We start from the raw sequence: 26,327 nt of genomic DNA, 5'->3' as shown, positions 1-26,327 counted from the left end.
TGCCCAGGGTCAGGCCCTGGTTGATGTCGGCTTCCTTGCCCAGCGTGGAGGCCGGAAACACCTGGATCTCGTACTTGCCGTTGGTGCGCTTCTTGATCTCATCGCCGGCCCAGACTGACCACTTGTGAAAGGGCTCCGACGTCTCGTAGACGTGCGCCCACTTGAGTTTTGTTTGCGCCGATGCAATACCGGAAACGCCCATGGCGCTCGCCAATAAAGCGCAGACCGCTATGGATTTAATAGCTTTTCGCTTTGTCGTCACTGTACTCATGATGTCTCCTCTAGAGGTGGTTGACTGGCTTTTCCAAAATACCGGTGTGCGTGCCAGTAGCACACCGTGCTCTCATTGGCTTGAGCTACCCCCGCGCAACCGCCTGCTTGCCGGGCTCTGTCAATTCCTGCGCCTCCGTCCAGCTCACGCTGAAGCGGGTGTGCGAGTTGTCCATGTGCTGGTGCATGGCCAGGCGCGCGCCGGCCGTGTCGTGGCTGCGGATTGCAGCCAGGATCGCTTCATGCTCGACAATGGCTGCACGCCACGAATGGACGGTTTCGAAATAACCGCCCAGCCGCTCAAAAAGTGGTCCTCGGCGGGAATCCCAGAAGTTCTGGACGGTTTCAATCAGCACCACGTTGTCGCAGGCTTCCACAATGGCCGTGTGAAACGCACGGTCGCCGTCCAGTGGCATCACGCCGCGATCGGCATCTTTTTTCATCATCGCCAGCGCCTGGACCATGGCCGCGATGTTCTTGTTGTTGGCCTGGCTGGCCGCCATCGCGGCGGTTTCCCCTTCGACGACACGTCGTGCGCGTATCAGTTCGAGCGGGCCCCACTCATCGGCGGCAATTTGTGGGCGAGCGGTTTCGCTGCCCGCGCCTGCCGGCATGGTCCGGTCCAGCACATAAATGCCGGAGCCCGTGCGCACTTCCACCCAGCCCTCGACTTCCATCGCAATCAGCGCCTCTCGCACGGAGGGCCGGCTAACGCCTAGTTGTTTGGCCAGCTCTCGTTCGGCCGGAAGCCGCGTGCCCGCGAGGAACTCGCCCGCGGTGATCAGCGAACGAAGCTGCTCGGCGATCTGGCGGTAAAGGCGTTTGGGCTCGACGGTATGCAGTGGCATGTAGTAAAGACTAGGGATTAAGGGTAAGCCAGAATTGGACAAGCGGTAAGGCCAATTGATAATCCCATGAAACCGCAGCAGAAACATCCGGCAAAACCCTGTAGCGCTGATGCGCGACCAAGGACGGCTGTCTCTGCTGGCGGCTTGGCAATCGCCAGAAGGTATTCAAAAACGGCAAGTCCCAGCGGCATGTCGCCGACCGCTTATCAAGGAGAACGCATGAGATTAAAAGGAAAAAAAGCGCTGGTCACCGCGGCCGGGCAAGGTATTGGTCACGCGACTGCACTGGCATTGGCGGCAGAAGGCGCGCAGGTCTGGGCCACCGACCTGAAACCCGAGCTGCTGGCCAGCTACAAAGGGGTCGCCAATATCACCGCGCTGCCGCTGGACGTGCTGGACAAGGCTGCCATCCAGAAACTGGTGGGCAGTCTTCCACCCCTGGATATCCTGTTTAACTGCGCCGGTTTTGTGCATGGCGGCACGGCCCTGCAGGCCACGGACGCCGATCTTGAGTTTGCGTTCAACCTCAACGTGCGGGCCCAGTTCTGGATGATCCAGGCGGTGCTGCCCGGCATGCAGGGCAAAAAGAGCGGCAGCATCGTCAACATGGCCAGTGTCTGCAGCAGCATCAAAGGCTTGCCCAACCGTTTTGTGTACGGAACCACCAAGGCGGCGGTGATCGGCCTCACCAAAAGCGTCGCCGCGGACTTTGTGGCCGACGGCGTGCGCTGCAACGCGATTTGCCCAGGTACGGTGGACACTCCCTCGCTGACAGACCGCATCAATGCCAATGAAGACCCGGTGGCCGCGCGCCAGGCCTTCATCGCACGCCAGCCGCTGGGCAGGCTTGCGCAGGCGCATGAGATCGCGCCGCTGGTGGTGTTTCTGGCGAGTGACGAAGCCGCGTTTGTCACCGGCCAGGCCTATAACGTCGACGGCGGCATCACCATATGAACCAGCTCGACCTCCACGGGCGCCATGCGGTGATCACCGGCGGTGCTGTGGGGCTTGGTTATGCGATTGCCGAGCGCATGCTGGCATCGGGCGGCACGGTCGCGCTGTGGGACATCGATCCTGAAGCGCTTGCCAAAGCCAAGGGTGCGCTGGGTGCCGGCGTGCACACAGTGGCGGTGGATGTCGCCAGCCATGCCAGCGTGGTCGAGGCCGTCAAGCAAACGGTCGCCCACAATCCGGCCATTGATGCGCTCGTCAATTCGGCGGGCATCACCGGGCCCAACGTCAAGCTGTGGGATTACCCGCCCGAGCAATGGATGCAGGTGCAGCAGGTCAATCTCAATGGCCTGTTCTTTTGCTGCCGCGAAGTCGTGCCGCACATGCGTTCGCGCAACTATGGCCGCATCGTCAACATTGCATCAGTGGCTGGTAAAGACGGCAACCCGAATGCCAGCGCCTACAGCGCGAGCAAAGCGGCGGTCATCGCGCTGACCAAATCGCTGGGCAAGGAACTCGCCGATACGGGCGTGCGCGTCAATTGCGTGACGCCTGCCGCGGTGAAAACGCCCATCTTTGACCAGATGACGCCGGAGCACATCCAGTTCATGCTTTCAAAAATCCCCATGGGGCGCTTCGGCACGCCCGACGAAGTGGCGGCCATGGTGAGCTGGCTGTGCACGGAAGATTGCTCATTCTCAACGGGCGCCGTCTTCGACCTGTCGGGCGGACGTTCTACATACTGAATCATTAACCAGAAGGAAAAACCATGAAACTCGTTCGTTATGGCAACCCCGGCAAGGAAAAGCCCGGCCTCATCGATGCCGGCGGCAAGCTGCGCGACCTGAGCGCTGTCATCAAGGACATCGGTCCGGACCAGCTCGGCGATGCGGCGATTGCCAAATTGCGCAAGCTCAAGACCGACAAGCTGCCGCTGGTGAAAGGCTCGCCGCGTTACGGCAGCCCTGTCACAGGTGTACCCAAGTTCATCGCCATCGGCCTGAACTATGCCGACCATGCGGCCGAATCCGGTTTGCCGATTCCCGCCGAGCCAGTCGTCTTCATGAAGGCCACCAGCTGCATCCAGGGGCCCAACGACCCCATCATGCTGCCCAAGGGCTCGGTCAAGACCGACTGGGAAGTCGAGCTCGGCGTCGTGATCGGCAAGACCGCACGTTACGTGTCGCAAAAAGAAGCGCTCGACTACGTGGCCGGCTACTGCACCATCAACGACGTGAGCGAACGCGAGTTCCAGATCGAGCGCGGCGGCACCTGGGACAAGGGCAAAGGTTGCGACACCTTCGGCCCGCTGGGCCCTTGGCTGGTCACGCGCGACGAAGTGCCTAACCCGCAAAAGCTGGGCTTGTGGCTCGAGGTGAACGGCAAGCGCGTGCAAAAGGGCAACACCAAAACCATGATCTTCAGCGTCGCCAAGATCGTCAGCTACGTGAGCCAGTTCATGACGCTGGAGCCCGGCGACGTCATCACGACCGGCACGCCGCCCGGCGTGGGCTTGGGGATGAAGCCGCCTGTCTATCTGAAGAAGGGCGACAAGATATCGCTGGGCATCGAAGGCCTGGGTGAGCAGCACCAGACTGTCATCCCCTACAAGAAGTAGCCTCACGCTTCTCACCTCCTCGTTCCGTTCGCCCTGAGGTAACGAAGGGCCGGCTCGTCTCGGGGACAGGCTTCGGTACCCCAGCCCGAACGGATGGGGGTTTAGTCTTAACGGAGACGCGTTCGGCGGACTATGCTGGTATTGGAGCCTCTTCCCGTTCGCCCTGAGGTATCGAAGGGCTGGCGCGCCACGGGGACAGGCTTCGATACCTCAGCCCGAACGGATAGGGGTTTAGTCCACCGGAGGAGAGTTCAGTGAGACTGGCCGGTGGACTCAGGTGTCGGGTTTACCCTGCTCGGGGTTAGAACTGGGTCCCTATAAGCGGAGGCTAAACAACCTCTGCTTGCTGAGGGTCATCAAAGTGTTGCAAAATAGAACGACCGTTCGTTTTATTTTGTAGCACCTCATGGCCATCACAGAACTTCCCGCTAAAGCCTCTCGCGCCCCGGCTACGGGCAGTGCCGTGGCCAAAAGCCAGCAAAAAGGCCAGCAGACCAAGGCAGCCATTGTGGACGCCGCACTGGGCCTGGCCACGCAGATCGGGCTGGAAGGCCTGAGCATAGGCGCGCTGGCCGAGGTCATGCGCATGAGCAAGTCCGGCGTGTTTGCGCACTTCGGCTCACGCGAGGAACTGCAGATCTCCGTGATCCGCGAATACCACGTGCGCTTTGAAGAAGAAGTCTTCTTCCCCGCCCTGCAGCAGCCGCGCGGCCTGCCGCGCCTGGCGGCGCTGTTTCACAACTGGATGAAACGCACCTCGCTCGAAATCGATTCGGGCTGCCTCTACATCAGCGGCGCGGTTGAATTTGACGACAGGCCGGGCCCGGTGCGCGATGCACTGGCAGGCTCGGTGCGCACCTGGCTGGCAGCCATGTACCGCGCCGTGGTGCAGGCCAAGGAAGCCGGCCACCTGCGGCTTGACGCCGACGAACACCAGATGGCTTTTGAGATTCACGGCCTGATCCTGGCGCTGCATTACGAGGCCCGCTTCCTGAAGACGCCGGGCTCCATGGACCGCGCCAACACGGGTTTTGCCAACATCCTGGCGCGCTACGGCAGCGATGCCGCTGCGCCTTCCCCCACTTCCGCTTCGCCCAAAAAAGCTTCGGGCAAAGCCTCCCCCTCCAAACCGGTTTAACGCTAAAGGACCACCATGCCCCAGTACAACCCGCCCTTGCGCGACATGCAATTCGTCATGCACGAAGTGCTCAAGGTCACCGACGAATTCAAGGCCATTCCCAAGCACGCGGATGTCGATGTAGAAACCATCAATGCGGTGCTCGAAGAAGCCGGAAAATTCGCTGCCGAAGTGACCTTTCCGTTGAACATCAGTGGCGACGAAGAGGGCTGCAAGCTCGACAAGACCACGCACGAAGTCACGCCACCCAAGGGTTTCAAGGAAGCTTATGCCCAGTACGTCGAAGGCGGCTGGGCTGCATTGAGTTGCGACCCTGAATACGGCGGCCAGGGCCTGCCATTTGTGCTGAACCAATGCCTCTACGAAATGCTGAACTCGGCCAACCAGGCCTGGACCATGTATCCCGGCCTGTCGCACGGCGCTTATGAGGCCCTGCATGCGCACGGCACCGACGAGCAGAAAAAACTCTACCTGCCCAAGCTGACCAGCGGCGAATGGACCGGCACCATGTGCCTGACCGAGCCGCATTGCGGCACTGACCTGGGCATGCTGCGCACCAAGGCCGAGCCGCAGCCCGACGGCACCTACCGCCTGACCGGCAACAAGATTTTCATCAGCGCCGGTGAGCACGACATGGCCGCCAACATCGTGCACCTGGTTCTGGCCCGCCTGCCTGATGCGCCGCAAGGCAGCAAAGGCATCAGCCTCTTCGCCGTGCCCAAGTTCAACATCGGCAAGGACGGCGCCATCGGCTCGCGCAACGGCATCTACTGCGGCGGCCTGGAGCACAAGATGGGCATCCACGGCAACGCCACCGCACAGATGGTGCTGGAAGATGCCGTCGGCACCATGGTGGGCGCGCCCAACAAAGGCCTGGCCGCGATGTTTGTCATGATGAACGCCGCCCGCCTGGGCGTGGGAAACCAGTCGCTGGGCCTCACCGAAGTCGCTTTCCAGAATGCGCTGGCTTACGCCAAGGACCGCATCCAGATGCGCTCGCTGTCCGGCGTCAAGGCAAAGGACAAACCGGCCGACCCGATCATCGTCCACCCCGACGTGCGCAAGATGCTGCTGACCGCCAAGGCCTATGCCGAAGGCGGGCGCGCGCTGGCGATTTACTGCACGTTGCTGCTCGACAAGGAACTGCACCACCCCGATGAGAAGGTGCGCAAGGATTCCGGCGAAATCGTCGCCTTGCTCACCCCCATCGTCAAGGCCTTCCTGACCGACAACGGCCATATCTCCACCAACGCCTGCATGCAGGTGTTCGGCGGCCACGGTTTCATCAAGGAATGGGGCATGGAGCAGTTTGTGCGCGACAACCGCATCAACATGATTTACGAAGGCACCAACACCATCCAGTCGCTGGACTTGCTGGGCCGCAAGGTGCTGGGCAACAACGGCGCCACGCTGAAAAAATTCGGCAAGGTCATCGGCGCGCTGATCGCAGAAGAAGGCGTCAACGAGAAGATGGCGGAGTTCATCAACCCCTTGGCCTACCTGGCCGACCAGATGACCAAGTTCACCACCGAGCTGGGCTTCAAGGGCTTCCAGAACCCCGACGAAGTGGGCGCTGCCGCGGTCGACTACCTGCGTGTGGCCGGCCACCTGGTGTTCGGCTACTTCTGGGCGCTGATGGCGCAAACCGCGCTGCGCGAAATCGCCGCCGGCAATACCGACAAGTTCTATGTGGCCAAGCTGCAAACCGCACGCTTTTATTTCGCCAAGCTGTTCCCTGAAACCGCGACGCTGATGCGCACCGCACGTTCGGGCAGCAAGTCGCTGATGGAAACCGACGAAGCGCTGGCTTGAATTTTTTGAACCACTCGACAGGAGACACCATGAAACGCAAACTGTTGGCAACCGCCCTGGGCCTGATTTCCTTGTCGGCGCTGGCTCAGAACACGCCCGTAGGCTTGTGGCGCGGCTTCGATGAAAAGACCGGCGAGCCCAAAGTCGAGATTCGTATCTCTGAAGCTGGCGGCGTGTTGAACGGCAAAGTCGAAAAGCGCCTGTCCCCGGGCGTCAAACCCGACGATGTGTGCACCGAATGTTCGGATGACCGCAAGGACAAGCCGCGGCTGGGCCTCGAAATCATTCGCGGCGCCAAAAAATCGCCTGATAGTGACGTCTGGGAAGGCGGCAAGATCCTCGATCCAGACAACGGCAAAAGCTACTCCCTGAAGATGACGCCCATCGAAGGCGGAAAAAAGATGGACGTTCGCGGATCCATTGGTCCTTTTGGCCGCACCCAGACCTGGGTAAGAATTAACTAACACCCCGCCTGGGGCGCACTGCGTGTCGCCCCATCCCCCCTCGCAGGGGCGACAGCTGTGGCCCGGCGAAGCCGGTTCCACGCTGTCACTTGCCAGGGAAGGGGAAGGGATCCTGAGATAAGCAATCCATAGGAACGAAACAAATGTCCCGATTTCAAGTCAAAAAAGTCGCCGTGCTCGGCGCCGGCGTCATGGGCGCGCAGATTGCCGCTCACCTCGTCAATGTCAAGGTGCCCGTGATCCTGTTCGACCTGCCCGCCAAGGACGGCCCCAAAAACGGCATCGTCATCAAGGCGGTCGAAGGCCTGAAAAAACTCAAGCCTGCTCCTCTGGGTGTTCCTGAAGACGCGGCGCTGATTCAGCAGGCCAACTATGAAGAGAACATGGAGCTGCTCACGGAATGCGACCTCATCATTGAGGCCATTGCCGAGCGCATGGACTGGAAGACCGACCTGTACCACAAGATCGCACCCTTCATTGCCGAAGGCGCCATCGTGGCCAGCAACACCTCGGGCCTGTCGATCACCCAACTCAGCGAGGCGCTGCCCGAATCCATCAAGCCGCGCTTTTGCGGCATCCATTTTTTCAACCCGCCGCGCTACATGACGCTGGTGGAGCTGATCAATACCCCCAGCACGGAACCCAGGGTGCTCGACGACCTAGAGGCGTTTGTCACCAGCGCGCTGGGCAAGGGCGTGATCCGCGCGCATGACACGCCCAACTTCATCGCCAACCGCGTGGGTATCGCCGGAATGCTGGCCATCATCAAGCAGACCGAAGCGTTCGGCCTGACCTATGACGTGGTAGACGACCTGACCGGCAAGAAGCTCGGCCGTGCCAGCTCCGGCACCTTCCGCACGGCCGACGTCGTGGGCCTGGACACCATGGCTCACGTGGTCAAGACGCTGCAGGACAATCTGGGTCCCGACAAGACGCCCGACCCTTTCTCAGACATGTATGGCACACCGCCCGTGCTCGCCAAACTGCTGGAATCGAAAAGCCTCGGTCAGAAAACCGGCGCTGGTTTTTACAAAAAGGTCGGCCGCGACATCATGCGCCTGGACCCTGAAAGCATGGAGTACGTCGCAGGCGGCGCCAAGGCCAACGAGGTCGTCGGCCGCATGCTCAAAAAGCCGGCAGGCGAGCGCCTGAAGCTCTTGCGCGAGGCCGAGGGCGCGGAAGCGCGCTTTCTCTGGGCCATCCTGCGCGACCAGTTCCATTACGCTGCCGTGCACCTGGAAACCATCGCCGAAACCGCACGCGATATCGACTTCGCCATGCGCTGGGGCTTTGGCGCCAAGCAGGGCCCGTTTGAGCTGTGGCAACAGGCCGGCTGGAAGCAGGTCGCCACCTGGATCAAGGAAGACATCGACGCCGGCAAGGCGCTGTCCACAGCGCCGCTGCCTGACTGGGTGTTCAAGGGCCCGGTGGCTGATGCTGAGGGTGTGCACACGGCTGAAGGCTCATGGAGCGCGTCGGCCAAAAAATTCATTCCGCGCCGCAAGCTGCCGGTGTATGAGCGCCAGTTCTTCCCCGAAGACGTACTGGGCTCCAAAGCCCAGGCCTTTGAAACGGCAGGGACCACCTTGCATGAAGACGACGCGATCCGCCTCTGGACGCTGGACGGCGTTAACGGCGAAAAGGCCGACGTGCTGATCGCCAGCATCAAAACCAAGATGCACGCCATCAGTCCCGATGTGGCTGAGGGTTTGGCGATGGGCGTGGACCTGGCCGAGAAAAGCTACAAGGGCATGGTGATCTGGTCCAACGACGAGATGTTCTCGGCAGGCGCTGACCTGCAAGCCATGCTGCCCGCCTTCATGATGGGCGGCGCCAAGGCGATTGAAGGGGCCGAGGCCGAACTGCAAAACGTGATGCTCAAGCTGCGTTATGCGGCTGTGCCGGTGGTGTCGGCCATCCGCGGCCTGGCGCTGGGTGGCGGCTGCGAGATGGCGGTGTATTCGGCCAAGCGCGTGGCCGCGATGGAGAGCTACATCGGCCTGGTTGAAGTCGGCGTGGGCCTGGTGCCCGGCGCCGGCGGCCTGGCCTACATTGCCCGCCGTGCCGCGGAAAACGCCAGCACCTCGACCAACAAGGACATCCTGCCTTTCCTGACCGAAGGCTTCACCGCTGCGGCCATGGCCAAGGTCGGCACCAGCGCGATTGAAAGTCGCAAGATCGGTTATCTGCTGGACAGCGACGTGATCGTTCCGAACAAGGACGAGTTGCTATTCGTGGCGCTCAACGAGGCGCGCGCACTGTTCAACTCGGGTTACCGCGCGCCGCACAAGCGCCAGTTCCCGGTGGTGGGCCGCAGCGGCCTGGCCACCATCAAGGGCCAGCTGGTCAACATGCGTGACGGTGGCTTCATCAGCGCCCATGACTTTCACATCGCCGGTTTGATCGCTGGCGTGGTCTGCGGCGGTGATGTGGATGCGGGCACCCTGGTGACGGAAGAATATTTGATGACGCTGGAGCGCAAGGCGTTCTGCTCACTGCTCGAACACCCCAAGACGCAAGAGCGAATCATGGGAATGATGAGCACCGGCAAGCCGGTTAGAAATTGATGAGCGACCAATTACCCAACCGCCTGGCGCGGCAACTGCAGCGGCTGGAGGAAGTGCCGGCGTTTGCCCGGGGCTGGTTCCGCAGCGTGGTGCTGCGTCGCGCTGTGCCCTTTACCGGCACCGCTGGCCTGGACTTCATCGAGATGGGCACAGGCCGGGTCGAGATCGGCATCAAGAACGAGAAAAGAGTGCAGAACCACATAGGTGGCGTGCATGCCTCGGCCATGAATCTACTGGCCGAAACCGCCACCGGCATGGTGGTGGGCATGAACGTGCGCGACGACTGCATCCCGCTGGCCAAAGAGCTCAAGATGGCGTTCAAAAAACGCGCCACCGGCGCCCTGCGCGCCGTCGCCACATTGAGCGACGAGCAGCGCGCTGCGATGCAGGCCAGCGACAAGGGCGAAGTCAACGTGTCGGTCGTTGTGACCGACGAAGCCGGCGTCAATCCGGTCGAATGCGAATTTGTCTGGGCCTGGATTCCCTCCGGCCCACGGAAAAGTAACTGAGAAATTGAAGGAAACCATCATGGCCAAACAAGTCCAGGAAGCCTACATCGTCGCCGCCACGCGCACGCCCATCGGGCGCTCGCAGCGCGGCTATTTCCGCAATATGCGGCCCGACGACCTGTTGGTCAAGGCGCTGCAGGCCGCGCTTACGCAAGTGCCAACGCTTGACCCCAAGGCGATTGAAGACATCATCTGCGGCTGCGCGATCCCCGAAGGCCCGCAAGGCCTGAACGTGGCGCGCATTGGCGCGGTGCTGGCGGGTCTGCCCACCAGCGTGGGCGGCATCACCGTTAACCGCTTTTGCGCATCCGGTCTTTCGGCCATCCAGATGGCGGCCGACCGCATCCGCGTGGGTGAAGCCGACGTGATGATTGCCGCCGGCACCGAGAGCATGAGCATGGTGCCCATGTCGGGCAACTCGCCCTCGCTCTCGCCCAATATGTTCATGAATGACGAGAACGTCGGTATCGCTTACGGCATGGGCCTGACGGCCGAGAAGGTGGCGCAGCAATGGAAGGTCTCGCGCGAGGCGCAAGACCAGTTCGCACTTGAATCGCACCTCAAGGCCATCAAGGCGCAGCAGGCCGGTGAGTTCAGCATGGAGATCACGCCGGTTGAAGTCACCGATCGCACGGCCAACCTGGAAACCGGAGAGGTCATCAGCAACACACGTACTGTGAGCCTGGACGAAGGCCCGCGCCCCGACACCTCGCTCGAAGGCCTGGCCAAACTCAAGACGGTGTTCGCCGCACGCGGCTCGGTAACCGCCGGCAACAGCTCGCAGACTTCCGACGGCGCGGGCGCCCTGGTGTTGGCCAGCGAAAAAGCGGTCAAGGATTTCGGCCTCAAGCCGCTGGCCCGTTTTGTCAGCTACGCCGCCAAAGGCGTGCCGCCCGAAATCATGGGCATCGGCCCGATCGAAGCCATTCCTGCCGCCTTGCGTTACGCCGGACTCAAGCAGGAAGATATTGACTGGTTTGAACTGAACGAAGCCTTCGCTGCGCAGTCGCTGGCCGTCATCAACACGCTCAAGCTGGACGCCTCCAAGGTCAATCGCATGGGCGGCGCCATTGCGCTGGGCCACCCGCTGGGCGCGACTGGTGCAATCCGCGCCGCGACAGTGATCCACGCGCTGCACCGCCACCAGCTCAAGTACGGCATGGTCACGATGTGCGTGGGAATGGGGCAGGGCGCCGCGGGAATCTTTGAACGAGTGTGAGGATTCAGCGCGTTTTCACCCGTATTTTTTAAGCATTTTGATGCTGAGAGCCAATGGTGGCGAGCGCAAGCAGCTATCAAAAACATAGCGATCAGTTGCCAGTGATGGAAGCCGGCGCAGACCGGCAGAATACAAACAGGAGACCATCATGCAGATCCAGACGCTCGACAGCGGTACCGCACAGCTTTCACTGCGGGTTTACGACGCCACCCTGGCGCCGCACACCAGTGTGGTTATCGGCGGCGCCATGGGCGTGCGACAGCACTACTACGCACCTTTTGCCCAGTGGCTGTCCAGCCAGGGGTTTCGCGTCACCACCTTTGATTACCGCGGTTCGGGCGATTCACCGCCCGGCACTGCCAACGGCAGCCTGCGCGGCTTCAAGGCCGACCTGCTCGACTGGGCCAGCGACTATGAAGCGGTGGTCGATGCCGCCAAGGCGGCCTTGCCCGATGCGCCGCTTTACCTGCTGGGCCACAGCCTGGGCGCGCAACTACCGGGCTTTCTGAAGAACCAGGGCAAGATTGGCGGGCTCGTCAGCATTGCTGCGGGCAGCGGTTATTGGCGCGACAACGCGCCGCAACTCAGGCGCATGATTTTGTATTTCTGGTACGTGTTGGTGCCGCTGGCCACGCGGCTCTTCGGTTACTTTCCGGGGCGCACGCTGCGCAAGGTGGGCGACCTGCCGGCTGGCGTGATGCTGCAGTGGCGCAAGTGGTGCCTGAATCCGCAGTACAGCGTGGGTGCGGAAGGCGAGAGCGCGCGTCTGAGCTATGGCCAGGTCAGCTTTCCGGTCACGGCTCTGTCCATCACCGACGACGAACTCATGACCTGGCGTGGCACGCAAAACCTGATCAACCTCTATACCAACGCGCCGCGCACCTTTGAGCGCATCGCGCCGGCGGATCTGAAGGTCAAACGCATCGGGCATTTCGGCTTCTTTCGCGAACAGTTCAATCAGTCCCTCTGGCCGCGCGCGCAGCAAATCATCGAAGGCATGGCAGGCGTCGCCAAGACGACGGCCTGAACCGCAACGCATGCGCATACTGCAGGCATGACGACACTGCATTCTTTTGACCAGGCGCTGCGGCTCGAAGCCGCAGGCGGCGACCGCCCCGACACCTGGCTGGGCCACACCAGCCCTGACTACTGGAACATGGTCGGGCCTTTTGGCGGCACCACGGCCGCCACAGCCCTACGCGCCATCCTCTTGCATCCGGCCTTGCTGGGCGAGCCGGTGGCGCTCACCGTGAACTATGCCGCGGCCCTGGCCGAAGGGCCGTTCAGCGTGGTGGCCAAACCGGCGCGCACCAACCGCTCGACCCAACACTGGACGGTGGAGCTGTCACAGGCCGGTGCATCCGGTGATACGCCGGAGGTGGTGATGACCGCCACGGCCGTTACCGCCGCGCGCCGCGAAACCTGGAGCCAGAACGACACACCCATGCCGGCGGTAACGCTGGCCGATGCCTCCGGTCGCTTGCGGTTTTCCACATCCGCCTGGACCCACCGCTACGACATGCGACCGGTCCGCGGTGTCATCCCGCAGGTGTGGGACGGCAGTGGCTCGGACAGTCTCACCCAGCTCTGGGTGCGCGATGACCCGCCGCGCTCGCTGGACTTCCCGGCGCTGGCCGCCATGTCCGACGTTTTTTATCCACGCGTCTGGCTGCGCCGCGCCACGCGTGTGCCCGCAGGCACGGTCTCCATCACCACCTACTTCCATGCGGACAGCGCCCAGCTTGCGCAATGCGGCGAAGGTTTTCTGCTGGGACAGGCGAGGGCGCAAGCCTTTCGCAACGGCTTCTTCGACCAGACCGCACAGCTGTGGAGCGAAGCTGGCGTGCTGCTGGCCACCAGCACGCAGATTGTTTATTACAAGGAATAGAGCCGCTCACAAAACCCTCCTGGCGTTGTTGCGCCGCCTTGCCGTGCTAAAGCACTGTCTGCGGCGGCACGCCTGGCCAGGACCGCTGCGCTGGGTTTTGTGAGCGACTCTGAGCTCCCGACATGCGGCCCCCTACACTTGGCGTCTTAACGGAAAACCCCATGAACACCCCCACCCCAATTTCCTCCGGCAGCATCCCTGAAATCCTGGTCCACGTTGACGCAGGCGTGATGACCATCACGCTGAACCGCGTGGACAAGAAGAACTCCATCACCGCCGCCATGTACGGCGCGCTGGCCGACGCGCTGGAGTCCGCCCACCACGATGCCGCCGTGCGTGTGGTGGTGATCCAGGGCCACGAAACGATTTTTTCCGCCGGCAACGACATCGCCGACTTCCTGAACAATCCGCCCGCAACATCTGATTCGCCGGTGTTCCGCTTCCTGCGCGGCATCAGCAGCTTCCCGAAACCGCTGGTGGCGGCAGTGTGCGGCCCCGCCGTGGGCATCGGCACCACGCTGCTGCTGCACTGCGACCTGGTCTATGCAGGTGACAACGCGGCTTTCTCGATGCCCTTCGTCAACCTGGGCCTGTGCCCCGAAGCCGCGTCAAGCTTTCTGGTGCCGCAACTCATGGGCTACACGCGCGCGGCAGAAGCCTTGCTGCTGGGCGAACCCTTCATGGCCGAGGCCGCGCTCGAGATTGGCCTGATCAACCGCATCGTGCCGCCTGCCGAAGCCAATGCACTGGCGCAGCGGCAGGCACAAAAGCTGGTGGCCAAGCCACTGAGCGCGCTGATGGAAACCAAGCGCCTCATGAAAAAAGGCAACGCCACTGTCGTGGCCGAGCGCATGGCCGAAGAGGGTGCGAGTTTTGGCCGCATGCTCGGAGAGCCTGCCGCGCGCGAGGCCTTCGCGGCGTTCATGGAGAAGCGCAAGCCGGACTTCAGCAAAGTCTGAAGCCTGAAGTCTGAGTCCGGAGGACGACCGTGTAATGGGGCGGCGGTTTCGTTAAAGCGCAAGCCCGATTTTTCAGCCATCGGAGCCGCGCGAGACTTGCGATAGAGCGATGTAGCGGTTCCGCAAGGCCATATTTTAAGGAAAACAGGCCTCTGGCCTATATGTAATGTGCGCGAGTCGCTATTAAAAATATGGCGTTCGTGTTTTGGCCTGGATATCGAACTTGATGCCTTGCGCCAACGGCAGGCTGCTGCCGTAGTTGACGGTGTTGGTGGCGCGGCGCATATAGGCCTTCCACGAATCCGAACCCGACTCGCGCCCGCCACCGGTTTCTTTCTCTCCGCCAAAGGCGCCGCCGATTTCCGCACCGCTGGTGCCGATGTTGACGTTGGCAATGCCGCAGTCGGAGCCGCGCGCAGAGGTGAATTGCTCAGCTTCGCGCAGGTCTTGCGTGAAAACGGCCGACGACAAGCCGTGCACCACGGCATTGTTCAGCGCGATGGCTCCGTCAAAGTTGTCGTAAGGCACTACGTACAAAATCGGCGCAAAGGTCTCGTGCAGCATGGGGCCGGCCTGTTCCTTCAATTCCACGATGGCGGGGCGCACATAGTGGGCCGAGTCATCGCCGGCTTGCCGTTCGCCGAAATGCACGGTGGCACCCAGCTTCTTCGCTTCGCTCAGTGCAGATTGCATGACGTCAAACGCGCGACCGTCGATCAACGGGCCGACCAGTGTGCCGTCTTTCAGCGGGTTGCCGATGGGCAGGCGTTCAAAGACAGCCACCAGGCGTTTGACCAGCTCCGGGTAAATCGAGCGGTGCACGATCAGGCGGCGCAGGCTGGTGCAGCGCTGGCCGGCGGTGCCCGCCGCCGCGAAAGCCGCGCCGCGCACCACGAGTTCCAGGTTGGCCGAGGGGCAGACGATGGCCGCGTTGTTGCCGCCTAGTTCCAGCAGCGAGCGTTTGAACAGGCCCGCACAAGCGATCGCCACGTTCTTGCCCATGGCGGTGGAGCCGGTGGCGCTGACCAGCTTCACGTGCGGGTGCTTGACCAGCGCCTCACCGGTGGCACGCTCACCGATCAGCAATTCGCTCAGGCCTTCAGTGACCAGGCCCAGCTCCTTCGCCGTTTGCAGCAGCAAGCCGTTGAGCGCAATGGCCGACAGCGGCGTTTTCTCCGAAGGCTTCCAGGCCAGTGTGTTGCCGCACACAAGCGCCAGTGCCGCGTTCCAGGCGAACACCGCCATCGGAAAGTTGAAAGCCGAGATGATGCCGACCACGCCCACGGGGTGCCAGGTTTCCAGCAGCTTGTGGTCGGGGCGTTCGCTGGCAATCGTCAGGCCGTACAGCTGGCGCGACAGGCCGACGGCGAACTCGCAGATGTCGATGACCTCTTGCACTTCGCCCAGTCCTTCCTGCAGGATCTTGCCGGTCTCCAGCGAAATCAGCTGACCCAGTTCGGCCTTGTGGCGGCGCACGGTTTCGCCGAAGGCACGCACCAGTTCGCCGCGTTTGGGGGCTGGCACATTGCGCCAGTCGAGAAAGCGTTTGTGGGCAGCGTTGAGTGCATTGTCGATGTCGGCGGCGTTTAGCATCGCCACGCGAGCCAGGAGGCTGCCATCGATTGGGGTAATGACTTCAATGGCCGCAGGCGCTTTGCTACCAAGATCGGCGCTGACGCCCAAGACCTTGAAGAGGGATGAAACGTCGTTGGAGTGACTCATGCTGAAGTCCTTTCGGGGGTTGTCTTGGTGTTTGAAGATGTTCTTGAGGCAAGGCCCTGCAGCCCGCGGCCCAATCGTTCGGCGCCTTGCTGCAGCGAGGCCGGTGAGGGGTTGGCAAAGCTCAGGCGCAGCCAGGGCTGCGCGGCATTGCTGATGCTGAAGGCGGCGCCCGGCACTACCAGCACTTTATGTTGAAGGCCGAAATCCACCCAATCTTGTGTGGGTAGCAGGGGCAAGTCGCTGCGCAGCCTGGCCCAGACAAACATGCCGCCTTGCGGCGTATCGAATTTGAGCAATCCATCGGCATGCCTGCGCAAGGCGTCGGCCAGTGTGGCGCTTTTTGCTGCATAGGCCTTGCGCAGCACATCCAGATGCGGCGTGAGGCAGTTGGAGCCCAGCATGGCCGAGAGCTTCAATTGCTCCAATGAACCGCTGTGCACGTCGGCTGCTTGCTTGGCCAGCACCACCGCGCGCTGTATGTCGGCGGGCGCGAGCAACACACCCAGGCGAAGGGCAGGGGCCACAACTTTGGAATAGCTGGTCATGTAGGTGACCTGCGCTGGCGAGTCGGCCCGCTGGTTGAGTTGAACCAGTGGAGGCGGCGGCGCTTCGCCAAACCAAAGCTCGCCGTACGGGTCGTCCTCAATCAACGTCACGTCGTATTGCGCGGCCAGCTCCAGCAAACGCAGGCGCCGCGCCAGCGGCATCACGGCGCCGGTCGGGTTGGCGAAGTTGGGCACCACATACAAAACGCGCGGGCGCTCGGTCAGCAGGATGGGTTCGAGCCTGTCGACATCCATGCCTTGTGCATCGGTCGGAACTTCAATCAGTCGCGCACCTGCGAAACGGAAAGCCTGCAGCGCGGCGGGGTAGTTAAAGGACTCCACCGCGATACCCTCGCCGGGCTCGATCAGCACACGCGCCAGCAAATCGATGGCCTGTTGCGAGCCGGTGGTAATGATCAACTCCGCTGCCGTGGCTGTGAGGCCGCGCTGTGTCAGCAGGGCCGCGCTGGCTTCGCGCAGTTCGGGCTGGCCTTCGGTGGCGCCATATTGCAGGCTGCGGCCCTGGAGTTTGCCGGTTACTTCGAGCAGCGACTCGCGCAGCCATTCGATCGGCAACAAGGCCGGGTCGGGGTGCCCACCAGCGAGCGAAATCATGTCTTCCCGGCCGGCCAGCGCCAGCATGGCGCGTATGGGCGAGCCGCTGGCCTGCGCGTAAAGCGGCCGCACCGCCCCGCGCGCTGTGTTCATGCCCTGGCGGCTGTCATGCCGAAAATGCCGGTGGCATTGCCGGCGTCAAAAGCCAGGTCGAGCTGCGGCGCCTGCACCGGGTCGTTCGCCGCGATGGGTGCCAGTTCGGCGCGTGTGATGAATTCGTAGAACGAGCCTGGCACTGCGCGCGTGACGCGGCCTTGTGCGGTGATGAACTCGCGCTGCACCGTGGCGGCACGAAAGGCAGTTTGACGCACGCGGCCGCTGGCCGACACCTCGACCTTGTCCTTGATGGGGCGGCCCAGCGCGCGCTGGCGCTCGGCCACGGCGTCTACGTCGTCCACGCGGTCGGTCGCATGGTTGAAGGCATTGCCTTCCGTGGCAATCCAGGCCATCTCGGACGATTCGGCCAGCAGAAGCTCGTAGTCGTCCAGAGTGAACACGCCGTGCTGGCGGTCAAAGCATTGCAGGAGCTGCGGCAGCAGGCGCAGCGCCTGCGCCAGGGGCAAGGTGCCGTCGCGCGTGAGTTGCTCCAGATCAGCTACATCCTGCGGGCCCAGCGGGTCACGCGAGGTCGACAGCACGCGCGTGACGGCGGACTGGAAGGGCGCGGAGAACTGCTCGGGATGCAGCTCGGACACGAAGAACTGTGCGATCTCCTGCGGAAAATCGCGATGGCAATAGGCGCGGCCCGTCATCTTCAGGCGCGGCAGCGGGTAGGTGCCCTGCAACTCAAAACCCAAGGGGCGCAGCACGCGGGTAAAGGCCGCCTCGCCGGCTGGCAATGCGCCGCTGGGCCAGCGCACGGTGCGCAATGCGCCATGGTCAAACACCACCTGACGCTTTTGCGCCACCACGTCGCTGGCGATGTAGTCCCGCCCAGCCGGCACGCGCTGAACCAGGCCGTGAAACAACGCCATGTTCAAAGCCTGTGCCAGTTCCGCGCGCGTGACGATGCCTGAGGCGGCTAGCTGCAGCGACGGATGAACGTACATCTGTTCATGGATACTATTCACGGCCTCCGACGGCAGGCAGCAGGCGAGGAGCTTCTGGAGATGAGTCATTTCAAGCGTGTTCTTGGCAGGTGAAAGCCGGATTTTCGGTAGTTTCAACGCCACGCACAAAGGATGTATTTCGATGAATGCATGAGATATATTCATGCGATGCGCCGAAAAATCCCTTCCACCCAGGCCTTGCTCGCCTTTGAGGCGGCTGCTCACCGCGGCAGCTTCACCCTTGCGGCGCAAGACCTGTCGGTAAGCCAGAGCGCAGTCAGCCACCAGATCCTCGGGTTGGAACAAGACCTGGACGTGAGCCTGTTTCGCCGTCTACCGCGCCAGCTGGAATTGACTGACGCCGGCCGCTCACTGCTGGCGCGCGTCAGCCCCGCGCTGGATTCGCTGGAAGCCGCCATGCTGGACCTGGTGTCGTCAAAAGGCGAGGGCGGCACGCTTGAGCTGGGCGTGGTGCCCACCTTTGCCACCAAGTGGCTGATCCCGCGCATGCCGTCTTTCCTGAAAGCACACCCGCATGTGACGTTGAACCTGGCGACGCGCCTGCAGCCGTTTGACTTTTCATTGACGGGGCTGGACGCCGCCATCCACTACGGCCGGCCCGACTGGCCGGGCACCGAATCCGAATACCTGATGGGCGAGGACAGCGTGGTGGTGTGCAGCCCGGCGCTGATGAAAAAGCGCCAGCTGCGCCGCCCGGCCGACGTGCTGAAGTTCACGCTGATTCACCAAAGTACGCGGCCCCACGCCTGGCGCGACTGGTTTCAGCTGGCCGGCATCACCGACGTGCAAAGCGCCGGCACTGGCCCCAAGTACGAGCTTTTTTCCATGATCGCGCAGGCGGTGAAAGCCGGGCTGGGGCTGGCGGTACTGCCGCGCTTTTTAGTGGCCGACGACATTGCCGACGGCACGCTGGCCGTGCCGTTTGACCTCTCGCTGAGCTCGGACTTCGCCTACTACCTGGTCTGGCCTTCGCAGAAAACCAGCTGGCGGCCGCTGGTGCAACTGCGCGAGTGGTTGCGCGAGCAGGCGGTTTCTTTAAAGTGAACAGGCGGTGATCAGGTCGCTGTGTGACCTATCCTGCCCTTAATCGACGCTCTTTCCCGAGGTCCACAGCTGCACAATGCCGAGCGCCAGCAGCAGCGTTCCCAAGGCCATCCATATGCCGACAATTCCGTGGGGACCCATCGCTTCGAAGGCCCAAATCTTTGTCCAGGCCCACTTGCCTGTAAACGGAGGAACTGATGGGGTCATCCATTCCATCCAGGCTACGCAGAAAGACACGCCTGCGATCCCCAGTTTCACAATGGCTCTCTCTTTGGCTGAGAGGCCCGCACGTTGTTTCTTCGCGAGTTCGTTTTCCATGGAAGTCTCTGTTGTTTGAAACGCTGAGGCATTGTCACATTGACGCAGCGTCAATGCCGGCTGGCTATCAGTCATCGGGCTTCGTCAGCAGGCGCCAGGCTTTGCGCGGGCCGGCGCAGCGTGCTGTCAAACGGGTTGATTTGCGCGCTGATGGCCGTGGCTTCGCGTTTGAGCAACTCGACCACCGTGGGCAGGCGGTCCGGGCTCAGGCGAGAGGAAATCGTGCCCACGCTGAGTGCTGCGACCGCGCGGCCTTCGCGGTCCAGCACCGGCACGCCGACGCCGGCCATGCCGTCCAGCAGGTTGGTGTTGCGCCCGGCGTAGCCGAGCTCGCGCACGCGCTCGATCTCGGTGCGCAGGTAGACCTCGTCATACACGCCAAACTCGCGCACGCGCGGCAGGTTGTAGCGGATCACTTCTTCACGCTCTGTCTCAGGCAAAAATGCGAGGATCGCCAGGCCGCCCTGGCCCATGCCGAGCGCCACCCGCCCGCCGATGTCACCAGTAAAGGAGCGGATGGGGAACGGGCCTTCGCTGCGGTCCAGGCAAACCGCATCAAAGCCGCTGCGCACCAGCAAAAAGATGGTGTCACCCAGGCTGGCACACAGCCGCAACATTGAAGGCCGGCAAAGGCTGCGCAAGTCCATGGTGTTGCCGGCCTGCGCGGCCAGCGAAAAAAAATCAATGCTCAGACGGTAGAGCTTGGAGCCGGTTTCCTGTTCCACCACGCGCTCGGCCACCAGGCTTTGCAGGATGCGGTGGGTGGTCGCCTGCGTGAGGCCCGTGGCCTTGGCGATGTGCGTGATGCGCCCGCCTTTGGCCTGCGTGGCGGCCAAAGCGCGAATGATGGAAAAGGCTCGCTGCACGCTGCTGGAGCTGTTCTCGTCGTCTTTCATGGCGTCTCCTTGGGCGGAATCGATGTTTTGATAAGTTTATATAAATTCCATTCAACGGAATAAATCAAATAAATATATCTCTATACGGAATAACCTATTGACGATTTTTTATGGGATGCCATAGCATGAAGTCATCAAGGTGTCATCGTTTTGCATGTTGCGGCGCTGGCCATCCCCCTTGTTGCAGAGGTGCTCCCCATGTCTTTTTTGACCTTGGCGAATGTGAACAAGTCTTACGGCGCCACCCGCGCTGTGGCCGACATGAACCTGTCGGTGGAGAAGGGCGAGTTCGTCTCGTTGCTGGGCCCTTCGGGCTGCGGCAAGACCACCACCCTGCAGATGATTGCGGGCTTTTGCGAGGTGACGTCGGGCCAGGTCACGCTGGACGGCCGTGACATCACCCACGCCAAACCCAATTCGCGCGGCCTCGGCATCGTGTTCCAGAGCTACGCTTTGTTCCCGCACATGAGCGTGTACGACAACGTGAGCTTTGGCCTGGAGATGCGCCGCGTGCCCAAAGAACAGCGGGCCGAGCGCGTGAAGGCTGCGCTGGCCCTGGTGCATCTTGAGGCGCATGCAGGCCGCTATCCGCGAGAACTCTCGGGCGGCCAGCGCCAGCGTGTCGCCCTGGCCCGCGCCTTGGTGATCTCGCCGCCGGTGCTGCTGCTGGACGAGCCGCTTTCCAACCTGGATGCCAAGCTTCGCGAGGAAATGCAGTTTGAGTTGCGGCAGATCCAGCGCAAGGTAGGCACCACCACGGTGATGGTCACGCACGACCAGACCGAAGCCATGTCCATCAGCGACCGCGTGGTGGTGATGGAGGCCGGCCGCGTGACGCAGATCGACGAGCCGCACCGGTTGTATGAGCATCCGCAAACCCGCTTTATCTCGAGTTTTGTCGGAAAGGCCAATTTGCTGGAAGGCCGCGTGACGGCCACAGGTCCGTGGGCTACGGTGAATGTCGGCGGCAATGTGCCGCTGGAGGTGCAGGCGCCCGGCGTGGCGGAAGGCGAGGCCGTGGTACTGAGCTTGCGGCCGGAAAAAATCCGCCTCGTACCCGAAGCCAGCGGCCGGATAGGCGGCACCGTGCACGAACGGTTTTTCCTCGGCAGCCAGTGGCTCTACCAGGTGTCGACCGCCGCAGGCCGACTCGCGGTGGTCTGCCCCAACGATGGCACGGCGCCCGCTGAAGAGGGCTCTAACGTGGGCCTGGACTGGACCGCCCAGCAGGTGCGCCTGCTGCCCGGCGCGCAAGGGGCGCCGGCATGAACAGCGCCGCCGTGGCCACACCGGCCATGCCGCCGGCCCGGGCGAGTGCATCACACACGCCGTGGCTGCTGTCGGCACCGGCCTTCACGCTGTTTGCCTGCCTGCTGCTGGTGCCGCTGGCGCTCACTGCCGTGCTGTCTTTTCAGGTGTTTGACCACGCCACCGGAGTCAAGAACAGCTTCACCCTGGCGCATTACGCCGCCGTGCTGACGGACGACTACTACCACGGCATTTTCTGGCGCACCCTGTGGATCTCGGCGCTCACCACGCTGATCTGCATCGTCGTCGGAGCACCGGAGGCTTATGTGCTCAGCCGCATGCGTAGCCCGTGGCGCTCTATCCTGCTGCTGGTGGTGCTGGCGCCGCTTTTGGTGTCTGTGGTGGTGCGCGCCTTCGGCTGGAGCATGCTGCTGGGCCCCGAGGGTGTGGTCAATCACGCCATGCGGGCTGTGGGCCTGCCGTCCATGCGCATCCTCTACACAGAAGCAGCCGTGGTCATTGCGCTCGTACATGTGATGCTGCCCTTCATGGTGATCCCGGTGTGGACTTCGCTGCAAAAGCTTGACCCTGGCGTGGAAGACGCGGCGCTCTCGCTGCAGGCTTCGCACTTCACCACCTTGCGCCGCATCATCTTTCCACAGGTGCTGCCGGGCATTCTTTCGGGCAGCCTCATCGTGTTCGGCCTCAGCGCCAGCGCATTTGCGATTCCAGGCCTCTTGGGCGGGCGGCGCCTGAAGATGGTGGCGACCGTGGTGTATGACGAATACCTGCATGAGCTTAACTGGCCGCTGGGCGCGGCGATTGCGCTCACGCTGTTGCTGGCCAACCTGGCCATCATGCTGAGCTACAACCGCATCCTTGAGCGTTCTTATAAAAAGTCTTTGGGATAAGGAGCGCGCACCATGTCCAAAAACGGTCCCCTCGCGCTGCTCTTCAACGCGCTCGTCATCACCTTCATGCTGGCGCCGCTGGTCATCGTGTGCGTGGTGGCCTTCACGCCCGGCAACACACTGGCCATTCCGACCACGGAGTTTTCATTGCGATGGTTCCGCGCGGTGTTTGCGCATTCCGACTTTGTGCAGTCCTTCAAGAACAGCCTTTGGCTGGCGTCCATCTCCGCCACGCTCGCGACACTGCTCGCCGTGCCGGCCGGGCTGGCGATTGCGCGCCACAGCTTTCCGGGCCGCAATTTCCTCAACGGCCTGTTTCTCTCGCCGCTCATCATTCCGCACCTGGTGCTGGGCGTGGCGCTGCTGCGCACCTTCTCTTTGATAGGCGCAACCGGCAGTTTTTTCTGGCTGGCGCTGGCGCATGTGGTGATCATCACGCCTTATGTATTGCGGCTGGTGCTGGCTTCGGTAGAAGGCAGCGACCGCAGCGCCGAGCAAGCCGCGCTGTCGCTGGGTGCAAGCCAGGCGACGGTGTTTATTCGCGTCACGCTGCCGATGATTTTGCCCGGTGTCACCGGCGGCTGGCTGCTCGCTTTCATCAACAGCTTTGACGAAGTCACCATGTCGATCTTTGTCACCGCGCCTTCCACGGTGACCTTGCCGGTGCGCATGTACATGTACGCGACTGAATCGATAGACCCGCTGATGGCGGCGGTATCGGCGCTCATGGTGGCGCTCACGGCGGTGGCCATGCTGGTGCTGGACCGCATCTACGGCCTCGACAAGATCCTGGTGGGACATAAATGAAATCAACGGCTGACACCGCTGGCGCAACTGGAAAACCCGGTGCATTGCTGCACCGCGTGGCTGAACGCGGCCGCAAACCTGTGAGCTTTGTGCTCAATGGGCAGGCGCTGACGGCGCTGGCCGGCGACACGGTGCTGACGGCAGTGCTGACGCACAGCGCACAGCTTCGCTTCAGTGAATTCAGCGGAGAGCCCCGTGCCGGGTTCTGCATGATGGGTGCCTGCCAGGATTGCTGGGTCGCCACAGAATCAGGCCAGCGCATGCGCGCCTGCGGCACTTTTGTGGAAGAAGGCATGCGGCTGGTGACCGGCGCGGAGGCGCCTGTATGAGCGTGCAGGCGGTCATTGTGGGTGCGGGGCCGGCTGGCGTGCGCGCCGCGCAAACGCTGGCGGCACACGGTGTGAGCCCGGTGGTGGTCGATGAGGCATCGCGCTGGGGCGGGCAGATTTACCGCCAGCCGCCGCCGGGCTTTAGCCGGTCAAAAAAGGCGCTTTACGGTTTTGAAGCTGGTCGCGCCGACGCGGTACACAGCGCCATGAGCAGCATCCTGGACAAGATCGACTACCGTCCCGACACCCTGGTCTGGAGCGCCGAGGGCGGCCAGCTGGATCTGCTTGGCCAGGGACGCATGAGCACGCTGCCCTACAGCCACCTCATCGTTGCCACCGGCGCGACGGACCGCGTGTTGCCTTTTCCCGGCTGGACCTTACCGGGCGTCTATACCTTGGGTGCTGCACAGGTAGCGCTCAAGTTTCAGGGCTGCGCCATTGGCACGCGTGTGGTTTTCGCGGGCACCGGACCTTTGCTTTACTTGATCGCCTACCAATACGCCAAGGCGGGCGTCAAAGTCGCGGCCGTGCTCGACACCGCCAGTTTTGCGGACAAGGCGGCCGCCGCACCTGCCATGCTGGGTCAGCCGGCGCTTTTTGCCAAAGGCCTGTATTACCTGGGCTGGTTGCGCATGCACGGCGTTGCGGTGCACCAGGGGGTGGAGCTGGTGTGCGCGACCGGCGACGAGCGCGTGCAGGCGATGCACTGGCGCAAGTCAGGCCGCGAGCAGCAAATCGATTGCGACGGTATTGGCTTCGGCTACGCGCTGCGGCCCGAGACACAGCTGGCCGATTTGCTGGGCTGCCGTTTTCGCTACGACAAATTGCAACGCGGCGCGCTGCCCGAGCGGGATGCCGCGGGGCGCTCCAGCGTGGACGGGGTGTACCTGGCGGGTGACGGCGCCGGCATCATGGGCGCCGATGCCGCGGAGTGGGCAGGCGAGCGCGCCGCCCTGGGTTTGCTCACCGACATCGGCCACCGAATCGACTCTGCACGCGTGGTTTGGCTGGAACAGCAACTGGCGCGAACTGCGGCGTTTCGCCGGGGGTTGGAGCGGGCCTTCCCGTTTCCGTCTGGCTGGGCTGCGGCCGCGCCCGATGAGCTGGTGGTCTGCCGGTGTGAAGAAGTCACCGCGGGTGAGTTGCGTCGCTGCGTGACCGAGACCGGCGCGCACGAGATGAACCGCCTCAAGGCGCTGACGCGCGTGGGCATGGGGCGCTGCCAGGGCCGCACCTGCAGTGTGGCGGCGGCTGAAATCCTCGCGCAGGCCTGCGCCGTGCAGCCCGACGCGGTCGGCCGTCTGCGCGGGCAATCGCCCATCAAACCATTGCCCTTCGCGGCCATGCCTGCCGCGACGAAGGAGGCCTCATGATGGAACACGTCAAGGCCGACGTGGCCATCATCGGCGGCGGCATCATGGGTTCGTCGGCAGCGTTGTTCTTGCGCCGCATGGGTTTTTCGGTCGTGCTGCTCGAGCGCGACCTGTGCGGCTCGCGCTCCAGTGGTGTCAACTATGGCGGCGTGCGCCGCCAGGGCCGGCCGCTCAGCCAGCTGCCGCTGTCGCAGCGTGCGCAAGCCCTGTGGGGCCAGCTGCCTGAACTCATCGGCATCGACGGTGAATACATCCGGTCAGGGCACCTGAAAATTGCGCGCAGCGTGGCCGACATGGTTTCGCTCGAAAGCTATCGTGAGCGGACGCTGGACTTTGGCATGGACCTGCAGCTGCTGTCCATGCGCGCCCTGCGTGAGCGCTGCCCCTGGCTGGGTAAGGCCGCTGTTGGTGCATCCTTGTGTCCTGAAGACGGACAGGCCAACCCTCGCCTGGTGTCGCCAGCCTTCGCGCTGGCTGCGCGGCGGCTGGGCGCCGACATCCGTGAACAAACGCGTGTGGATGAGGTCGCGCAGGACGGCACGGGCTTTGTGCTGCGCTCGAGCGATGTGCTGGAAGTGCGCGCAAAGCGCCTGCTCAATTGCGCCGGCGCCTGGGCTGGCGCCATTGCGGACCAGTTCGGCGACACCGTCCCCATGGAGTCGGGCCACCCCGAGATGGCCGTGACGGAGCCGCTGCCGGTGTTCATGAACCTGAGCCTGGGCGTGGAGGGCGGTGGTATCTACGCCCGTCAGGTGGCACGCGGCAACTGCGTCATCGGCGGCGGTCGCGGCTATGCGCTGGACGACCAGCGGGTCCGTGCGCAGCGCAGCGGTATGGCCGGCCTGATGCAGCAAACGGTTGAGTTGCTGCCGGCGCTGAAGCACGCCCACATCATTCGCACCTGGAGCGGAACCGAAGGCTATCTGCCCGACAGGCAGCCGGTGATAGGGCCCAGTGCCACCACACCGGGCCTGATTCATGCATTCGGATTTGCCGGCGGCGGTTTTCAACTCGGCCCCGGTGTCGGCGCCGTGCTGGCCGACCTGGTACGTGATGGCGAGACCGCCACACCCATTGAAGCTTTTGCCGTTTCCCGTTTCTCGGCAAGTCCGCGCGTGGCAACCGCCGGACTTGCCCCCTCTGCTGTTGCCTCGTCTTCCATTGCCTCATCCGATGCATCGCACTCACCCCAGCCCACTCACTGAT

The 26,327-nt window shown here is 62.8% G+C and carries 25 protein-coding genes and 1 pseudogene; 19 read left to right on the top strand and 7 right to left on the bottom strand.

Annotated features, from left to right (window positions below):
- Positions 1 to 271 (bottom strand): annotated as a pseudogene (locus ABI546_RS09450) (ABC transporter substrate-binding protein); the annotation flags it as partial.
- An 85-nt stretch (positions 272 to 356) separates the two neighbouring features.
- Positions 357 to 1,118, bottom strand: a complete 762-nt coding sequence (locus tag ABI546_RS09445; RefSeq protein WP_348046336.1) for a FadR/GntR family transcriptional regulator — start codon at positions 1,116 to 1,118, stop codon at positions 357 to 359.
- Positions 1,119 to 1,337: 219 nt separating this feature from the next.
- On the opposite strand from ABI546_RS09445, the gene ABI546_RS09440 reads away from it, so the two are divergent.
- The 12 genes from ABI546_RS09440 to ABI546_RS09385 all read left to right on the top strand — a co-directional run bounded on the left by ABI546_RS09440 (position 1,338) and on the right by ABI546_RS09385 (position 14,243).
- Positions 1,338 to 2,072, top strand: a complete 735-nt coding sequence (locus ABI546_RS09440; RefSeq protein WP_348046335.1) for an SDR family oxidoreductase — start codon at positions 1,338 to 1,340, stop codon at positions 2,070 to 2,072.
- Positions 2,069 to 2,815, top strand: a complete 747-nt coding sequence (locus ABI546_RS09435; protein WP_348046334.1) for an SDR family NAD(P)-dependent oxidoreductase — start codon at positions 2,069 to 2,071, stop codon at positions 2,813 to 2,815. The genes ABI546_RS09440 and ABI546_RS09435 overlap by 4 nt, the downstream gene beginning before the upstream one ends.
- A 23-nt stretch (positions 2,816 to 2,838) precedes the next feature.
- Positions 2,839 to 3,687, top strand: coding sequence for a fumarylacetoacetate hydrolase family protein (locus ABI546_RS09430; protein ID WP_348046333.1), 849 nt, complete (start codon positions 2,839 to 2,841; stop codon positions 3,685 to 3,687).
- Between the two features lie 406 nt (positions 3,688 to 4,093).
- A complete protein-coding gene (locus tag ABI546_RS09425) occupies positions 4,094 to 4,825 on the top strand; it encodes a TetR/AcrR family transcriptional regulator (protein WP_348046332.1) in 732 nt (243 codons plus the stop codon).
- Positions 4,826 to 4,840: 15 nt separating this feature from the next.
- Complete coding sequence (locus ABI546_RS09420; RefSeq protein WP_348046331.1) at positions 4,841 to 6,637, top strand: acyl-CoA dehydrogenase C-terminal domain-containing protein; 1,797 nt, start codon at positions 4,841 to 4,843, stop codon at positions 6,635 to 6,637.
- Positions 6,638 to 6,666: 29 nt separating this feature from the next.
- Positions 6,667 to 7,101, top strand: a complete 435-nt coding sequence (locus ABI546_RS09415) for a DUF2147 domain-containing protein (RefSeq protein ID WP_348046330.1) — start codon at positions 6,667 to 6,669, stop codon at positions 7,099 to 7,101.
- 143 nt (positions 7,102 to 7,244) lie between these two features.
- Positions 7,245 to 9,668, top strand: a complete 2,424-nt coding sequence (locus ABI546_RS09410) for a 3-hydroxyacyl-CoA dehydrogenase/enoyl-CoA hydratase family protein (RefSeq protein WP_348046329.1) — start codon at positions 7,245 to 7,247, stop codon at positions 9,666 to 9,668.
- Positions 9,668 to 10,177, top strand: a complete 510-nt coding sequence (locus ABI546_RS09405; RefSeq protein WP_348046328.1) for a DUF4442 domain-containing protein — start codon at positions 9,668 to 9,670, stop codon at positions 10,175 to 10,177. The genes ABI546_RS09410 and ABI546_RS09405 overlap by 1 nt, the downstream gene beginning before the upstream one ends.
- A 19-nt stretch (positions 10,178 to 10,196) precedes the next feature.
- The gene (locus tag ABI546_RS09400; protein ID WP_348046327.1) at positions 10,197 to 11,396 is read left to right on the top strand and encodes an acetyl-CoA C-acyltransferase; all 1,200 of its coding nucleotides are present in this window, start codon (positions 10,197 to 10,199) and stop codon (positions 11,394 to 11,396) included.
- A 148-nt stretch (positions 11,397 to 11,544) separates the two neighbouring features.
- Positions 11,545 to 12,423 (top strand): alpha/beta fold hydrolase, encoded by an 879-nt coding sequence (locus ABI546_RS09395; protein ID WP_348046326.1) that lies wholly within the window; start codon positions 11,545 to 11,547, stop codon positions 12,421 to 12,423.
- Positions 12,424 to 12,450: 27 nt separating this feature from the next.
- The gene (locus tag ABI546_RS09390) at positions 12,451 to 13,284 is read left to right on the top strand and encodes a thioesterase family protein (RefSeq protein ID WP_348046325.1); all 834 of its coding nucleotides are present in this window, start codon (positions 12,451 to 12,453) and stop codon (positions 13,282 to 13,284) included.
- Between the two features lie 194 nt (positions 13,285 to 13,478).
- Positions 13,479 to 14,243, top strand: coding sequence for an enoyl-CoA hydratase (locus ABI546_RS09385; RefSeq protein ID WP_348046341.1), 765 nt, complete (start codon positions 13,479 to 13,481; stop codon positions 14,241 to 14,243).
- A 183-nt stretch (positions 14,244 to 14,426) separates the two neighbouring features.
- On the opposite strand, the gene ABI546_RS09380 is transcribed toward ABI546_RS09385, so the two are convergent.
- From ABI546_RS09380 to ABI546_RS09370, 3 genes are read right to left on the bottom strand one after another with little or no spacing between them, the layout of a single operon-like run.
- A complete protein-coding gene (locus ABI546_RS09380; protein ID WP_348046324.1) occupies positions 14,427 to 15,965 on the bottom strand; it encodes an aldehyde dehydrogenase family protein in 1,539 nt (512 codons plus the stop codon).
- Positions 15,962 to 17,218: a PLP-dependent aminotransferase family protein gene (locus tag ABI546_RS09375; protein ID WP_348046323.1), complete on the bottom strand. Its 1,257-nt coding sequence runs from the start codon at positions 17,216 to 17,218 to the stop codon at positions 15,962 to 15,964. Before ABI546_RS09375 ends, ABI546_RS09380 begins: the two co-directional genes overlap by 4 nt.
- Positions 17,215 to 18,174 (bottom strand): DUF1338 domain-containing protein, encoded by a 960-nt coding sequence (locus ABI546_RS09370; protein WP_348046340.1) that lies wholly within the window; start codon positions 18,172 to 18,174, stop codon positions 17,215 to 17,217. Before ABI546_RS09370 ends, ABI546_RS09375 begins: the two co-directional genes overlap by 4 nt.
- Positions 18,175 to 18,342: 168 nt before the next feature.
- Here ABI546_RS09370 and ABI546_RS09365 point away from each other — a divergent pair, with 168 nt between their 5' ends.
- Positions 18,343 to 19,239: a LysR family transcriptional regulator gene (locus ABI546_RS09365; protein ID WP_348046322.1), complete on the top strand. Its 897-nt coding sequence runs from the start codon at positions 18,343 to 18,345 to the stop codon at positions 19,237 to 19,239.
- A gap of 39 nt (positions 19,240 to 19,278) precedes the next feature.
- Here the strand turns inward: ABI546_RS09365 and ABI546_RS09360 are convergent, their stop codons facing one another.
- Positions 19,279 to 19,557 (bottom strand): hypothetical protein, encoded by a 279-nt coding sequence (locus ABI546_RS09360; RefSeq protein WP_348046321.1) that lies wholly within the window; start codon positions 19,555 to 19,557, stop codon positions 19,279 to 19,281.
- A gap of 71 nt (positions 19,558 to 19,628) precedes the next feature.
- A complete protein-coding gene (locus ABI546_RS09355; protein ID WP_348046320.1) occupies positions 19,629 to 20,453 on the bottom strand; it encodes an IclR family transcriptional regulator in 825 nt (274 codons plus the stop codon).
- Between the two features lie 198 nt (positions 20,454 to 20,651).
- Here ABI546_RS09355 and ABI546_RS09350 point away from each other — a divergent pair, with 198 nt between their 5' ends.
- The 6 genes from ABI546_RS09350 to ABI546_RS09325 are packed head-to-tail and all read left to right on the top strand — an operon-like array spanning position 20,652 to position 26,326.
- On the top strand, positions 20,652 to 21,722 hold the full coding sequence (locus ABI546_RS09350) for an ABC transporter ATP-binding protein (protein WP_348046319.1): 1,071 nt from the start codon (positions 20,652 to 20,654) through the stop codon (positions 21,720 to 21,722).
- A 26-nt stretch (positions 21,723 to 21,748) separates the two neighbouring features.
- Entirely contained in the window at positions 21,749 to 22,612 is an 864-nt protein-coding gene (locus ABI546_RS09345; RefSeq protein WP_348046339.1) for an ABC transporter permease, read from the top strand.
- A 12-nt stretch (positions 22,613 to 22,624) separates the two neighbouring features.
- Complete coding sequence (locus tag ABI546_RS09340; RefSeq protein ID WP_348046318.1) at positions 22,625 to 23,419, top strand: ABC transporter permease; 795 nt, start codon at positions 22,625 to 22,627, stop codon at positions 23,417 to 23,419.
- Positions 23,416 to 23,748: a (2Fe-2S)-binding protein gene (locus ABI546_RS09335; RefSeq protein ID WP_348046317.1), complete on the top strand. Its 333-nt coding sequence runs from the start codon at positions 23,416 to 23,418 to the stop codon at positions 23,746 to 23,748. The genes ABI546_RS09340 and ABI546_RS09335 overlap by 4 nt, the downstream gene beginning before the upstream one ends.
- Positions 23,745 to 25,121 (top strand): FAD/NAD(P)-binding oxidoreductase, encoded by a 1,377-nt coding sequence (locus ABI546_RS09330; protein ID WP_348046316.1) that lies wholly within the window; start codon positions 23,745 to 23,747, stop codon positions 25,119 to 25,121. Before ABI546_RS09335 ends, ABI546_RS09330 begins: the two co-directional genes overlap by 4 nt.
- Entirely contained in the window at positions 25,118 to 26,326 is a 1,209-nt protein-coding gene (locus ABI546_RS09325) for an FAD-binding oxidoreductase (RefSeq protein WP_348046315.1), read from the top strand. Before ABI546_RS09330 ends, ABI546_RS09325 begins: the two co-directional genes overlap by 4 nt.
- Position 26,327: the final 1 nt, after the last annotated feature.

Source organism: Polaromonas sp., from assembly GCF_039932935.1.
Taxonomy (GTDB): Bacteria; Pseudomonadota; Gammaproteobacteria; order Burkholderiales; family Burkholderiaceae_C; genus Polaromonas.
The sequence above is the reverse complement of the archived record's forward strand: the minus strand, read 5'-3'. Positions and strand labels throughout refer to the sequence as shown.

What these genes read in the sequence shown, in the direction of transcription:
- ABI546_RS09445 (WP_348046336.1), bottom strand. Translation starts at nt 1,118, where the DNA reads ATGCCACTGCATACCGTCGAGCCCAAACGCCTTTACCGCCAGATCGCC.
- ABI546_RS09440 (WP_348046335.1), top strand. Translation starts at nt 1,338, where the DNA reads ATGAGATTAAAAGGAAAAAAAGCGCTGGTCACCGCGGCCGGGCAAGGT.
- ABI546_RS09435 (WP_348046334.1), top strand. Translation starts at nt 2,069, where the DNA reads ATGAACCAGCTCGACCTCCACGGGCGCCATGCGGTGATCACCGGCGGT.
- ABI546_RS09430 (WP_348046333.1), top strand. Translation starts at nt 2,839, where the DNA reads ATGAAACTCGTTCGTTATGGCAACCCCGGCAAGGAAAAGCCCGGCCTC.
- ABI546_RS09425 (WP_348046332.1), top strand. Translation starts at nt 4,094, where the DNA reads ATGGCCATCACAGAACTTCCCGCTAAAGCCTCTCGCGCCCCGGCTACG.
- ABI546_RS09420 (WP_348046331.1), top strand. Translation starts at nt 4,841, where the DNA reads ATGCCCCAGTACAACCCGCCCTTGCGCGACATGCAATTCGTCATGCAC.
- ABI546_RS09415 (WP_348046330.1), top strand. Translation starts at nt 6,667, where the DNA reads ATGAAACGCAAACTGTTGGCAACCGCCCTGGGCCTGATTTCCTTGTCG.
- ABI546_RS09410 (WP_348046329.1), top strand. Translation starts at nt 7,245, where the DNA reads ATGTCCCGATTTCAAGTCAAAAAAGTCGCCGTGCTCGGCGCCGGCGTC.
- ABI546_RS09405 (WP_348046328.1), top strand. Translation starts at nt 9,668, where the DNA reads ATGAGCGACCAATTACCCAACCGCCTGGCGCGGCAACTGCAGCGGCTG.
- ABI546_RS09400 (WP_348046327.1), top strand. Translation starts at nt 10,197, where the DNA reads ATGGCCAAACAAGTCCAGGAAGCCTACATCGTCGCCGCCACGCGCACG.
- ABI546_RS09395 (WP_348046326.1), top strand. Translation starts at nt 11,545, where the DNA reads ATGCAGATCCAGACGCTCGACAGCGGTACCGCACAGCTTTCACTGCGG.
- ABI546_RS09390 (WP_348046325.1), top strand. Translation starts at nt 12,451, where the DNA reads ATGACGACACTGCATTCTTTTGACCAGGCGCTGCGGCTCGAAGCCGCA.
- ABI546_RS09380 (WP_348046324.1), bottom strand. Translation starts at nt 15,965, where the DNA reads ATGAGTCACTCCAACGACGTTTCATCCCTCTTCAAGGTCTTGGGCGTC.
- ABI546_RS09375 (WP_348046323.1), bottom strand. Translation starts at nt 17,218, where the DNA reads ATGAACACAGCGCGCGGGGCGGTGCGGCCGCTTTACGCGCAGGCCAGC.
- ABI546_RS09370 (WP_348046340.1), bottom strand. Translation starts at nt 18,174, where the DNA reads ATGTACGTTCATCCGTCGCTGCAGCTAGCCGCCTCAGGCATCGTCACG.
- ABI546_RS09365 (WP_348046322.1), top strand. Translation starts at nt 18,343, where the DNA reads ATGCGCCGAAAAATCCCTTCCACCCAGGCCTTGCTCGCCTTTGAGGCG.
- ABI546_RS09360 (WP_348046321.1), bottom strand. Translation starts at nt 19,557, where the DNA reads ATGGAAAACGAACTCGCGAAGAAACAACGTGCGGGCCTCTCAGCCAAA.
- ABI546_RS09355 (WP_348046320.1), bottom strand. Translation starts at nt 20,453, where the DNA reads ATGAAAGACGACGAGAACAGCTCCAGCAGCGTGCAGCGAGCCTTTTCC.
- ABI546_RS09350 (WP_348046319.1), top strand. Translation starts at nt 20,652, where the DNA reads ATGTCTTTTTTGACCTTGGCGAATGTGAACAAGTCTTACGGCGCCACC.
- ABI546_RS09345 (WP_348046339.1), top strand. Translation starts at nt 21,749, where the DNA reads ATGCCGCCGGCCCGGGCGAGTGCATCACACACGCCGTGGCTGCTGTCG.
- ABI546_RS09340 (WP_348046318.1), top strand. Translation starts at nt 22,625, where the DNA reads ATGTCCAAAAACGGTCCCCTCGCGCTGCTCTTCAACGCGCTCGTCATC.
- ABI546_RS09335 (WP_348046317.1), top strand. Translation starts at nt 23,416, where the DNA reads ATGAAATCAACGGCTGACACCGCTGGCGCAACTGGAAAACCCGGTGCA.
- ABI546_RS09330 (WP_348046316.1), top strand. Translation starts at nt 23,745, where the DNA reads ATGAGCGTGCAGGCGGTCATTGTGGGTGCGGGGCCGGCTGGCGTGCGC.
- ABI546_RS09325 (WP_348046315.1), top strand. Translation starts at nt 25,118, where the DNA reads ATGATGGAACACGTCAAGGCCGACGTGGCCATCATCGGCGGCGGCATC.